Here is a 12,383-nt window from a genome sequence, read left to right on the forward strand (position 1 = left end):
CCGTGTCTGCCGGCTATATGGGGCCGGAAAAACCAGCTTCAAGGGGCAAGTGGGTTTTGCAGGCCGCAACAGAATCCGCCAGAGGGCATTGGCAGGGTCGAAAAAACTACTGTATAAATAACCAGACATGACTTTCGGGAGCCGCCCCATGCTGGTGCACCTGTCCATTCACAACTACGCCATCGTCGAGCACCTCGACCTCGAAATCGCCCGCGGCATGTCGGTCATCACCGGCGAGACCGGTGCGGGCAAATCGATCATGCTCGACGCCCTCGGCCTGGCCCTGGGCGACCGCGCCGACAGTGGCGTGGTGCGCCCCGGCACCGACAAGGCGGACATCCTGGCCACGTTCGACCTGGTGGACATCCCCGAAGCCCATGCCTGGCTGGCCGAACGCGACCTGGACAACGACGGCCTGTGCATCCTGCGCCGGGTCATCACCGCCGAAGGCCGCAGCCGTGGCTACATCAACGGCACACCCTGCCCGCTCGGCGACCTCAAGGCGCTCGGCGAGCTGCTGATCGACATTCACAGCCAGCATGAACACCAGTCGCTGCTGAAGACCGACACCCACCGCCGCCTGGTGGACGAATACGCCGGTGCCATCGACCTGGCCCGCCAGGTGCAGCTGGCCGCCAAGCGCTGGAACCAGACCCGCCTGGAGCTGGAACGGCTGAGCAATTCCGGCGACGAGCAACGCGCCCGCCATCAGCTGCTGAGCTACCAGCTTGAAGAACTCGACAACCTCGGCCTGGGCGAAAACGAACTGGAGCAACTGGAGCAGGAACACAAGAACCTGACCAATGCCGAAGCCCTGTTCGGCATCTGCCGCCAGGTCATCGACCAGTGCAGCGAAAGCGATTCGGGCAACGTGCTCAGCGCCCTCACCTCCAGCCTCAACCGCCTTGGCGCTGCGGCGAACGCCCCGCGTGCACTGGGCGAGGCCGCGAACATGATCGCCAGCGCACAGATCCAGGTAGAAGAAGCGATGGGCGAGCTCAATCGCTTCCTCGACAATTTCGATGCCGACCCCATGCGCCTGCAAGCCCTGGAGGAGCGCCTCGACACGATCTACACCTTGGCGCGCAAACACCGCGTACACCCCACCGAGCTGCCACACCTGCAACAGCAGCTGATGGACGAACTCGAATGCCTGAACGCCAGTGACGAGTCGATCGAACGCCTGGGCGAGGAGCTTGGCGCTTTTGCCCAGCACTACAAGGAGAAGGCGCTGGAGCTGAGCGCCCTGCGCCAGCAGGCGGCCAGACAGCTGGCCGTCGCCGTGGAACAGGAGATCCAGCGCCTGGGCATGCCGGGCGGCCGGTTCTGCATCGAACTCACCCCCAACGAAGGCAACGACCTGTCGCCCCACGGCCTGGAGCAGATCGAACTGCTGGTCAGCGCCAACCCTGGGCAGCCGCTCAAGGGCCTGGCCAAGGTGGCGTCCGGAGGCGAGCTGTCACGCATCAGCCTGGCGATCCAGGTGATCACGGCGCAGACCTCGCGCATACCGACCCTGGTGTTCGACGAAGTAGACGTCGGCATCGGCGGCCCTACGGCCGAAATCGTCGGCCAGTTGCTGCGCCGCCTGGGCGAGCGCGGCCAGGTCCTGACCGTGACGCACCTGCCCCAGGTGGCGGCGCAAGGGCACCATCACCTGTTCGTGCACAAGGTGCGCAACAGCGATACCACCCACACCGCAGTAGCCAGCCTGGGCAAGCGCGAGCGGGTCGAGGAAGTGGCGCGCATGCTCGGCGGCATCGACCTGACCAAGGAATCCCTGGCCCATGCGCGCAAGATGGTGGTTTCCGGCAAGGCTTGAGCCCGCAGCCCTGACAAATCCCTGTAGGAGCGGCCTTGTGTCGCGAAAGGGCCGCAAAGCGGCCCCGGCAGTTTCTGCGGCGAAGCTGAAAACCTGGGGCCGCTGCGCAGCCCTTTCGCGACACAAGGCCGCTCCTACAACAATTGCCGATAGCCCGTAGAACTTCCCAGAAAGCACAAAGGCGACCCGAAGGTCGCCTTTGTCATTCATAACGAGCTAAATCGTTACTTTTTCTTACGCACATAAAGGACCAGATTGTGGTCCACGAGCTCGTAGCCATGCTCGGCCACGATCTCTTTCTGGCGGCGCTCGATTTCAGCGTCCATGAACTCGATAACCTCGCTGGTCTCCACGTTGACCATATGGTCGTGGTGACCACCGTCAGCCAGCTCGAACACCGCATGGCCACCGTCGAAGTTGTGGCGCACCACCAAGCCAGCCGCTTCGAACTGGGTCAGTACGCGATAGACGGTTGCCAGACCGACGTCCTCGCCAGCCTCCATCAGCGCCTTGTAGACATCTTCGGCGCTCATGTGACGTTGCTCGGTGGAGTCGAGCATCTGAAGGATCTTGACTCGAGGCAGGGTCACCTTGAGACCGGCTTTGCGCAATTCGCTATTTTCAACCATGGTCAGCTTTCTCGCCGATGCTGCTTCGCAGCTTCTCTTAATACGGGTATGATCGGGGTTTACGTTGTCCAGCCAAGATAGTGGAAGTCGCCCACCGATGCAAAACACCAAGCTCTTGCTAAACAGCCTCGCCCTCGCGGGACTGCTCGCACTCGCCGGTTGCTCGTTTCCCGGGGTTTACAAAATCGACATCCAGCAGGGCAATGTCGTCACGCAAGACATGATAGACCAATTACGCCCCGGAATGACCCGTCGGCAAGTAAGGTTTATCATGGGCAACCCGCTGCTGCAGGACACCTTCAACACCAATCGCTGGGACTACCTGTACAGCCTGCAACCTGGTGGCGGCAAACGTCAGCAGGAGCGCATGAGCATCTTCTTCAACGACAGCGACCAACTGGTCAGCCTGTCCGGCGACTTCATGCCCGGTGTGAGCCGCGACCAGGAAATCCTCGGTGGCAGCAACACCACCACGGTCAGCCCGGCCACCCAGCCAGAGCAGGCCAAGCCGCAGCCGGAAGAGAAGCCAGCCAAGCCAGGCTCGACGGAAGAATCCATCCAGCGCGAGATCGATACCATCGAGACCACCCCAGTGCCGACGCCGGCACCGCTGGAAACCTCGCCGCAGTAATTGCCGGCCAGACGAAAAAGCCCGGACCATGGTCCGGGCTTTTTATTGCCTGCCAAAGGCGCTAGCGCTTGGCCTTGGCCTGTGCAGCACGCTGCCTGCGCGCCTCGACCGGGTCGATCAGCAGAGGCCGGTAGATCTCCAGGCGATCCCCCTCCTCGACCACGCGCTCGTGCGCATCCGCGACCACCTTGCCAAAAATGCCCACCGGGCATTGCGCGACATCCAGCCCGCCGACCTGCGCGGCAATCCCGGACAAGCGCAATGCATCACGCACAGTCGTCCCATCCGGTACATCACAGACCAACAGCCACTGGCGCTCGGCCGTGGCGTAGGCCACCTCAACCTTGACCATTGAGCTGCTTGGCACGCTGGCAGAACGCATCCACCAGGGTATTGGCCGCCTGGTTGAACAGCGGCCCGAGGGTGGCACGCACAATTGCACCGGCGTAGTCGAAGGTCAGGTCCAGGCTGATCTTGCAGGCCTTTTCACCGAGCGGCTTGAACACCCACAAGCCATGCAGCTGGGTGAACGGCCCCTCCTCCAAATTCATCTCGATGGACTGCCCCGGCACCAATACATTGCGGGTGACGAACTGCTGGCTCATGCCGCCCTTGGCCACTTCCAGCTTCGCCCGCATGTGCGTGTCGCTGGCCTCGATCACCGTCGAAGCCGAGCACCAGGGCAGGAAATCAGGGTAGCTGGCCACATCATTGACCAGATCGTAGAGCGCCTGGGCAGGGTACGGCAGCAGGGCGGAACGTTGAATATGGGTAGTCATCCAGGCGTCACTTCCAAGGCTGGGTGGCGGCGCTTCGCAGCGTGCCGAAAACAGGTTCTGTGCATAGAACAGGCCTTGTATTGTCCGGTATTCATTGCAGTGGCTCAAGCACACCGAAATCCCATAGCCGACCGCGCGATGACTTGCCTATAATGCCGCCCCTATGGCTAAACAAAAGAAACATCCGACCGGGACCATCGCGCAAAACAAAAAGGCGCGACACGATTACTTCATCGAACACAAGTTCGAGGCCGGGCTGGTCCTGTCCGGCTGGGAAGTAAAGAGCCTGCGGGCCGGCAAGGCGCACCTGACCGACAGCTACGTGCTGCTCAAGGATGGCGAAGCCTGGCTGTTCGGCAGCCACATCACCCCGCTGACCGCCGCCAGCACCCACGTCATCGCCGACCCCATGCGCACCCGCAAGCTGCTGCTGAACAAGCGCGAGCTCGAGCGCGTGGAAGCCGCCGTGGCGCAAAAGGGCTACACCTGTGTGGCGCTGGCGCTGTACTGGAGCAAGCACCTGATCAAGTGCGAGATCGCACTTGGCAAGGGCAAGAAGGAGTTCGACAAGCGCGACACCATGCGCGAACGCGACTCCAACCGCGAACTGCAGCGTGCGGTGCGGAACAAGGGCAAGGAAGAGTAAATCTCCTTTAGCCTGTTCCGGCCTCTTCGCGGGTTTACCCGCGAAGAAACCAGCACCGCTCTCAGCGCCCGCTGCGCCGCTCCGCCCGCGCCACCCGCTGGGCCTCGTCCTGTGCCTCTTCCAGCACTTCCTGCACATACAGAATGTGCCGGCTGGAAACCTCCCGCGCATCCTCCGCCCTACCCTCGACAATCGCCTGATACAACTCGCGGTGCTGATTGATCAGCATGTCGCGTGTTTCCGTGCGCTGCTGATACATGCCACCGATGTTGGTCACCACGTTGCGCTTGAGCAGGTCGAACAGGCCACGAATGGTATGCAGCAACACTGCGTTATGGCTGGCCTCGGCAATCGCCAGGTGGAAGCGAGCATCGGCCGCGCCCTCCTCCGCCCGCGTCACCTCGTCCGCACGCGCATAGCAATCCTGCAAGGTATCGAACGCCGCCTTCAGCCGCGCGCGATCGGGCTCGGTGGCACGCTGGGCCGCGTAATAGGCGCATGACGCCTCCAGGGTATGGCGAAACTCGAGCAGGTCGCGCTGCGCTTCGGCACTGTGCTCGAGCAGTTGCAGCAGCGGGTCGCTGAAGGTCGAGCCGAGCGATTCGGCCACGTAGTTGCCGCCACCCTGACGGCTCACCAGCAGCCCCTTGGCCACCAGCTTCTGGATCGCCTCACGCAGTGACGGGCGCGACACACCGAACTGCTCGGCCAGGACGCGCTCGGCCGGCAGCCGCTGCCCGGAGGTCAGCGTGCCTTCCAGAATCATCCCTTCCAACCGATCGACGATGTCGTCGGACAGGCGCCGTTGGCGGACCTGATCAAAAACCATCACATGCTCTCCACAAACCCCCGGCCAATTTCAGGGGGCGCCTATTCTCGCCGATCCGCGCCGCGCCAGCACGTATCAGGCGACGGTTTTCGCGAGCAAGCAGCTGTCCGTTCATCGTCCCGCGACCAAAGTTTTGCACGGGACAAATTGACACACCCACGACAGCGCTTTTAACCTAGCGACCAGCCATTGTAAATTGGTCTTACCAATTATCCAATGCCAGCGCCTGACCAACAACAATTAGGGGCCACCCCATATGCAAACCTGGCAACAACTCTATACCCCGCTTGGTAGTCTCGGCCTGTCCGCACTGGCGGCGGTCATCCCTATCGTGTTCTTCTTCCTGGCCCTGGCCGTGTTCCGCCTCAAAGGGCACGTGGCTGGCAGCATCACCCTTGCCCTGTCGATCCTGGTGGCGATCTTTGCCTTCCAGATGCCTGTCGACATGGCCCTGGCTGCCGCAGGTTATGGCTTCCTCTACGGCCTCTGGCCGATTGCCTGGATCATCGTTGCCGCGGTGTTCCTGTACAAACTCACGGTCAAGAGCGGCCAGTTCGAAGTGATCCGCAGCTCAGTACTGTCGATCACCGACGACCAGCGCCTGCAGGTACTGCTGATCGGCTTCTGCTTCGGCGCCTTCCTCGAAGGTGCGGCCGGCTTCGGCGCCCCGGTGGCCATCACTGCCGCGCTGCTGGTAGGCCTGGGCTTCAACCCGCTGTACGCCGCTGGCCTGTGCCTGATCGCCAACACCGCACCGGTGGCCTTTGGCGCCCTGGGCATCCCGATCATCGTGGCTGGCCAGGTCACCGGCATCGACGCCTTCCACATCGGCGCCATGACCGGCCGCCAGCTGCCGCTGCTGTCGCTGTTCGTACCGTTCTGGCTGGTATTCATGATGGACGGCCTGCGCGGCGTGAAGGAAACCTGGCCTGCTGCCCTGGTCGCCGGCCTGAGCTTCGCCGTGACCCAGTACTTCACCTCGAACTTCATCGGCCCTGAGCTGCCGGACATCACCTCGGCCCTGGCCAGCCTGATCTGCCTGACGCTGTTCCTGAAAGTCTGGCAGCCCAAGCGCTCGTTCACCGAAGCCAAGGGCAGCGTCGGCGCCGCCGTGGTGCAGCCGAGCGGCAGCCAGCCGACCCCGTACAGCTTCGGCGAGATCTTCAAGGCCTGGTCGCCGTTCCTGATCCTCACCGTGCTGGTCACCATCTGGACCCTGAAGCCGTTCAAGGCGGCCTTCGCCCCGGGCGGCGCGATGTACAACTTCGTGTTCAACTTCGCCATCCCGCACCTCGACCAGCTGGTGATCAAGACCGCGCCCATCGTCACCGCACCGACTGCCATGCCAGCAGTGTTCAAGCTCGACCCGATCTCCGCCACCGGCACTGCCATCTTCCTCTCGGCGCTGATCTCCATGGCCGTGCTGAAGATCAACTTCAAAACTGGTCTGACCACTTTCAAAGAGACCTTCTGGGAACTGCGCTGGCCGATCCTGTCGATCGGCATGGTGCTGGCCTTCGCCTTTGTCACCAACTACTCGGGCATGTCCTCGACCATGGCCCTGGTGCTGGCCGGCACGGGCGCCGCGTTCCCGTTCTTCTCGCCGTTCCTCGGCTGGCTGGGCGTGTTCCTGACCGGTTCCGACACCTCGTCCAACGCCCTGTTCAGCTCGCTGCAGGCCACCACCGCGCACCAGATCGGGGTCAACGACACCCTGCTGGTAGCGGCCAACACCAGCGGCGGCGTGACCGGCAAGATGATCTCGCCGCAGTCGATCGCCGTGGCTTGCGCCGCCACCGGCCTGGTCGGCAAGGAATCCGACCTGTTCCGCTTCACCGTCAAGCACAGCCTGTTCTTCGCCACCATCGTCGGCCTGATCACCCTGATCCAGGCCTATTGGCTGACCGGCATGCTGGTTCATCACTAAAGTGAAAGAGGCCGGGCGCCAAGACGCGCCCGGCATCTCCTTCAACCCACGCTGCGAGAATCCATGATCATTTCCGCCTCCACCGACTATCGCGCCGCGGCCCAACGCAAGCTGCCTCCCTTCCTGTTCCACTACGCCGACGGCGGTGCCTACGCCGAGCACACCCTGCGCCACAACGTCTCGGATCTGGCCAGCATCGCCCTGCGCCAGCGCGTGCTGAGGAACATGTCCGAGCTCAGCCTGGAAACCAAGCTGTTCGACGAGACCCTGAGCATGCCCGTGGCCCTGGCCCCGGTCGGCCTCACCGGCATGTACGCCCGCCGTGGCGAAGTGCAGGCGGCCCGTGCGGCGGCGGCCCACGGCATTCCGTTCACCATGTCGACGGTGTCGGTGTGCCCGATCGAAGAAGTGGCGCCCGCCATCGACCGGCCGATGTGGTTCCAGCTGTACGTGCTCAAGGACCGCGGCTTCATGCGCAACGCCCTGGAACGGGCCAAGGCCGCCGGCGTGAAAACCCTGGTGTTCACCGTCGACATGCCGGTGCCTGGAGCCCGTTACCGCGACGCCCACTCTGGCATGAGCGGCGCGAACGGCCCGATCCGCCGTGTGCTGCAGGCCATGACGCACCCCGAGTGGGCGTGGGACGTCGGCGTGATGGGCCGCCCGCACGACCTGGGCAACATCTCCAAGTACCGCGGCAACCCCACCGGCCTGGCCGACTACATCGGCTGGCTGGGCAACAACTTCGACCCGTCGATCTCGTGGAAGGACCTGGAGTGGATTCGCGAATTCTGGGACGGCCCGATGATCATCAAGGGCATCCTCGACGCCGACGACGCCCGTGACGCGGTCAAGTTCGGCGCCGACGGCATCGTCGTGTCCAACCACGGCGGCCGCCAGCTCGACGGCGTGCTTTCCAGCGCCCGCGCCCTGCCGGCGATTGCCGACGCGGTCAAAGGCGACCTGAAGATCCTTGCCGACTCCGGCATCCGCAGCGGCCTCGACGTGGTGCGCATGATTGCCCTCGGTGCCGACACCGTGCTAATCGGCCGCGCCTTCCTCTGGGCCCTGGCGGTGCATGGCCAGGCCGGGGTGAAAAACCTGCTCGAACTGTTCGAGAAGGAAATGCGCGTGGCCATGGTGCTGACCGGCGCCAAGTCGATCAGCGAGATCACCCGCGACTCGCTGGTCCGCGAACTGGGCGCCTGAGCGCCCCTCTACAGTACCGCCTGAATGACCGGGGCACGCTGCGCGCCAGACGCTGCGGCCCCGCGAGGAGATTGCATGAGCCTGCCCGCTGCGTTCCTGCGTGATGCCGAGCGCCTGATCCCCGCCGAACGCCGTTTCGACGACCCGACCTCCACCCTGGCCTTCGGCACCGACGCCAGCTTCTACCGGCTGATCCCCAAGCTGGTGGTGCGCGTCGAGTCCGAGGACGAAGTGGTCGGGCTGATTCAACTGGCCCAGCGCGATCGCGTACCGGTGACCTTCCGCGCCGCTGGCACCAGCCTGTCCGGCCAGGCCATCAGCGACTCGGTGCTGATCGTGCTCGGCGATAACTGGGGGGGTAAAGAAATCCGCGGCCAGGGTGAGCAGATCCGCCTGCAACCCGGCGTCATCGGCGCCCAGGCCAACGCCTGGCTGGCCCCGTACGGGCGCAAGATCGGCCCCGACCCGGCCTCGATCAACGCCTGCAAGATCGGCGGTATCGTCGCCAACAACGCCAGCGGCATGTGCTGCGGCACCGCGCAGAACACCTACCACACCCTCGCCGGCCTGCGCCTGGTGCTGGCCGACGGCACCCGCCTGGACAGCGAAGACCCAGCCAGTGTCGCAGCCTTTGAAAACAGCCACGCCGACCTGCTCGAAGCGCTGGCCCGGCTGGGCCGCGAAACCCGCGCCAACACCGACCTAGCCGACCGCATCAGGCACAAGTACCGGCTGAAGAACACCACCGGTCTGTCACTCAATGCGCTGGTGGACTACGACCAGCCGCTGGATATCCTGCAGCACCTGCTGGTCGGCTCCGAAGGCACCCTGGGCTTCATCAGCGCCGTCACCTACGACACCGTGCCCGATCACCCGCACAAGGCCAGCGCGCTGCTGGTTTTCCCCAGCGTGGAAAGCTGCTGCCGCGCCGTCACCGTGCTCAAGCGCCAGCCGGTGTCCGCCGTCGAGCTGCTCGACCGCCGCAGCCTGCGTTCGGTGCAGAACATGCCAGGCATGCCGCTGTGGGTCAAAGGCCTGTCGGACAACGCCTGCGCCCTGCTGATCGAGTCCCGAGCCGCCAGCCAGAGCCTGCTGCACGAGCAACTGCAGTTGGTAATGGCCTCGATCGCCGACTACCCGCTGGAGCAGAAGGTCGAGTTCAGCGAAGACCCGGCCGTGTACAACCAGCTGTGGAAGATCCGCAAGGACACCTTCCCCGCCGTCGGCGCCGTGCGCCAGACCGGCACCACGGTGATCATCGAAGACGTCACCTTCCCCATCGAGCAACTGGCCGAAGGCGTCAACCGCCTGATCCAGCTGTTCGACAAGCACCACTACGACGAGGCGATCATCTTCGGCCACGCGCTGGAAGGTAACCTGCACTTCGTCTTCACCCAGGGCTTCAACAGCGCCGAAGAAGTCGCACGCTACCAGGCGTTCATGGACGACGTCGCGCAGCTGGTGGCCGTCGAGTTCGGCGGCTCGCTCAAGGCCGAGCACGGCACCGGCCGCAACATGGCGCCGTTCGTGGAGCTGGAGTGGGGCCATGACGCCTACCAGCTGATGTGGAAGCTCAAACGCCTGCTCGACCCCAACGGCATCCTCAACCCCGACGTGGTGCTGAGTGAAGACCCGGATATCCACCTGAAGAACCTCAAGCCGCTGCCCGCCGCCGACGATATCGTCGACAAGTGCATCGAGTGCGGCTTCTGCGAACCGGTCTGCCCGTCCAAGGGACTGACCCTCAGCCCGCGCCAGCGCATCGTCATGTGGCGCGACATCCAGGCGAAAAAGCGCGCCGGCGTCGACACCCGCGAACTGCTGCAGACCTACCAATACCAAGGCATCGACACCTGCGCCGCCACCGGCCTGTGCGCCCAGCGCTGCCCGGTCGGCATCAACACCGGCGAACTGGTAAAGAAGCTGCGCAGCCAGGCCGCCGACCATGCCAAGGCCGCCGACTGGCTGGCCGAGCATTTCCACACCGCCCTGGGCGGCGCCCGCTTCACCCTGACCGCCGCCAACACCGCCCGCAAACTGCTCGGCGCCCCACGCCTCGGGCGCCTCAGTGCAGCACTGAGCAAGGCCAGCAAAGGCCGCCTGCCGCAGTGGACCCCGGCCATGCCACAGCCGCTGCGCACCATGGACTTCGGCCCGGCAAGCAACGACGCCCGCCCCCGCGTGGTCTACCTCGCCGCCTGCGTATCGCGCGTAATGGGCCCGGCTTACGCCGACCGCGAGCAAAGTTCGCTGCTCGACAAGACCCGCGCCCTGCTGGAAAAGGCCGGTTACCAGGTGGTGTTTCCGGACAACGCCGACAGCCTCTGCTGCGGCCAGCCGTTCGCCTCCAAGGGCTACCCCGAGCAAGCCGAACACAAGCGCCAGGAACTGATCAACGCCCTGCTCCACGCCAGCCGCGGCGGCCTCGACCCGATCTACTGCGACACCAGCCCCTGCACCCTGCGCCTGGTGCAGGACCTGGGCGAAACCCGGCTGGACCTGTACGACCCGGTGCGCTTCATCCGCACCCACCTGCTCGACAAACTGGAGTTCACCCCCCAGGACGAACCGGTGGCCGTGCACGTGACCTGCAGCACCCAGCACCTGGGCGAAAGCCAGGCACTGATCGACCTGGCACGCCGTTGCAGCAAGCAGGTGGTAATCCCGGAAGGCATTCACTGCTGCGGCTTCGCCGGCGACAAGGGCTTCACCACCCCCGAGCTCAACGCCCACTCGCTGCGCAGCCTGAAAGATGCGGTGCAGTATTGCAGCGAAGGCATCTCCACCAGCCGCACTTGCGAAATCGGCCTGTCCAGCCACAGCGGCATCGACTATCACGGCCTGGTCTACCTGGTAGACCGCGTCACCCGCCCACGCAGCCTCTGACCTGCCCCGGGGCCGCGCTGCGGCCCCTGAAACTCAATATCCAGAAACCGGCGCAATCCCTGTGGGAGCGGGCGCGCCCGCGAACACGGGCGAAGCCCGTGCCATCCACCGCAGCGCCTGCTTCGCGGGCACGCCCGCTCCCACACACCATCACCCCGATTGAACCCACGCCAACCCCCGGCAGTCCACCCTTACAGGCCCACCTCCAAACGGCCATAAAAGGAGACACCCATGAAAGGTACCGCGCTCTCGGCCCTCTTCGCGGCCGCTACCCTCCTGGCATCCCCGGCCTTCGCCGCCGATGACCTGTGCACCACCAACCTGCAGAAGATCGACGACAGCATGGCCACCGCCGGCGCCACCTCCGAAGGCCTGGACAAGGCCCTGACCGAGCAGGTCGACAAAGCCAAGGCCGCCCAGGCATCCGGCAACACCAAAGACTGCATCGCCATCACCAGCAAGGTGCTGGAGCGCCTGGAAAAGACCGAGAAAGGCGGCGGCGCGGCCGGCAGCGGTGCTTGAGCCCTCGCAGCGCGGGCGACAGGACCGGCTGTCGACGTCGCCCGCACAATGGCGTATACTCCGCCTCACGTGCCGTAAGGTGCGTTAGCCAAGAGCTAGTGTGGGGCCGATCAGGATTCGACGCCGGTAGCGAAACTCTAGGTGCATGCCGAGTTGGTAACAGAACTCGTAAATCCACTGTTGCAACTTTCTATAGTTGCCAATGACGAAAACTACGAGGGCTACGCTCTCGCTGCGTAAGCAGCTGAGCCCGCTCTCCTGGTAGCTTCGGCTCCAGCAATCATCAGGGGATGCCTGTAAACCCGAAATGATTGTCATACAGAACAGGATCGTCGTGTAGCACGTTGGGGGCAAAGCGACTAAAACTTACCCAACTCATCCAAAGCACCCTGCCCGTCGGGCGGCTGCGGATTAAATCAGTAGACACGGCTAAGCATGTAGTACCGACAGCGGAGTACTGGCGGACGGGGGTTCAAATCCCCCCGGCTCCACCAAATCCAAGA

Annotated in this window: 11 protein-coding genes and 1 other RNA gene; 8 read left to right on the top strand and 4 right to left on the bottom strand. The window is 64.1% G+C overall.

Annotated features, from left to right (window positions below; translation table 11 throughout):
• Positions 1-148 precede the first annotated feature (148 nt).
• Complete coding sequence (recN, locus tag J7573_RS14520) at positions 149-1,822, top strand: DNA repair protein RecN (protein WP_294336080.1); 1,674 nt, start codon at positions 149-151, stop codon at positions 1,820-1,822.
• Between the two features lie 224 nt (positions 1,823-2,046).
• Here the strand turns inward: recN and fur are convergent, their stop codons facing one another.
• On the bottom strand, positions 2,047-2,451 hold the full coding sequence (gene fur, locus J7573_RS14525) for a ferric iron uptake transcriptional regulator (protein ID WP_008096237.1): 405 nt from the start codon (positions 2,449-2,451) through the stop codon (positions 2,047-2,049).
• A gap of 97 nt (positions 2,452-2,548) precedes the next feature.
• On the opposite strand from fur, the gene J7573_RS14530 reads away from it, so the two are divergent.
• Complete coding sequence (locus J7573_RS14530; protein ID WP_110639670.1) at positions 2,549-3,082, top strand: outer membrane protein assembly factor BamE; 534 nt, start codon at positions 2,549-2,551, stop codon at positions 3,080-3,082.
• Between the two features lie 61 nt (positions 3,083-3,143).
• Here the strand turns inward: J7573_RS14530 and J7573_RS14535 are convergent, their stop codons facing one another.
• A complete protein-coding gene (locus J7573_RS14535) occupies positions 3,144-3,434 on the bottom strand; it encodes an RnfH family protein (protein WP_294336091.1) in 291 nt (96 codons plus the stop codon).
• Entirely contained in the window at positions 3,421-3,861 is a 441-nt protein-coding gene (locus J7573_RS14540) for a type II toxin-antitoxin system RatA family toxin (RefSeq protein ID WP_294336094.1), read from the bottom strand. The genes J7573_RS14535 and J7573_RS14540 overlap by 14 nt, the downstream gene beginning before the upstream one ends.
• A 163-nt stretch (positions 3,862-4,024) precedes the next feature.
• Between J7573_RS14540 and smpB the strand changes: the two genes are divergently transcribed.
• A complete protein-coding gene (gene smpB / locus J7573_RS14545; protein WP_152955908.1) occupies positions 4,025-4,507 on the top strand; it encodes an SsrA-binding protein SmpB in 483 nt (160 codons plus the stop codon).
• Between the two features lie 61 nt (positions 4,508-4,568).
• Here the strand turns inward: smpB and J7573_RS14550 are convergent, their stop codons facing one another.
• On the bottom strand, positions 4,569-5,336 hold the full coding sequence (locus J7573_RS14550) for an FCD domain-containing protein (protein WP_103448893.1): 768 nt from the start codon (positions 5,334-5,336) through the stop codon (positions 4,569-4,571).
• A 256-nt stretch (positions 5,337-5,592) separates the two neighbouring features.
• On the opposite strand from J7573_RS14550, the gene J7573_RS14555 reads away from it, so the two are divergent.
• From J7573_RS14555 to ssrA, 5 genes are all read left to right on the top strand, one after another.
• A complete protein-coding gene (locus tag J7573_RS14555; RefSeq protein ID WP_294336102.1) occupies positions 5,593-7,263 on the top strand; it encodes a lactate permease LctP family transporter in 1,671 nt (556 codons plus the stop codon).
• A 63-nt stretch (positions 7,264-7,326) separates the two neighbouring features.
• The gene (gene lldD, locus J7573_RS14560) at positions 7,327-8,472 is read left to right on the top strand and encodes an FMN-dependent L-lactate dehydrogenase LldD (RefSeq protein WP_294336105.1); all 1,146 of its coding nucleotides are present in this window, start codon (positions 7,327-7,329) and stop codon (positions 8,470-8,472) included.
• Between the two features lie 75 nt (positions 8,473-8,547).
• On the top strand, positions 8,548-11,358 hold the full coding sequence (locus J7573_RS14565) for an FAD-binding and (Fe-S)-binding domain-containing protein (protein ID WP_294336107.1): 2,811 nt from the start codon (positions 8,548-8,550) through the stop codon (positions 11,356-11,358).
• Between the two features lie 231 nt (positions 11,359-11,589).
• Positions 11,590-11,880: a hypothetical protein gene (locus tag J7573_RS14570; protein ID WP_294336111.1), complete on the top strand. Its 291-nt coding sequence runs from the start codon at positions 11,590-11,592 to the stop codon at positions 11,878-11,880.
• Between the two features lie 102 nt (positions 11,881-11,982).
• Positions 11,983-12,374, top strand: a transfer-messenger RNA (tmRNA) gene (gene ssrA / locus J7573_RS14575).
• The last annotated feature ends 9 nt before the right edge of the window (positions 12,375-12,383 follow it).

It is taken from the genome of Pseudomonas sp., from assembly GCF_017744435.1.
Lineage (GTDB): Bacteria > Pseudomonadota > Gammaproteobacteria > Pseudomonadales > Pseudomonadaceae > Aquipseudomonas.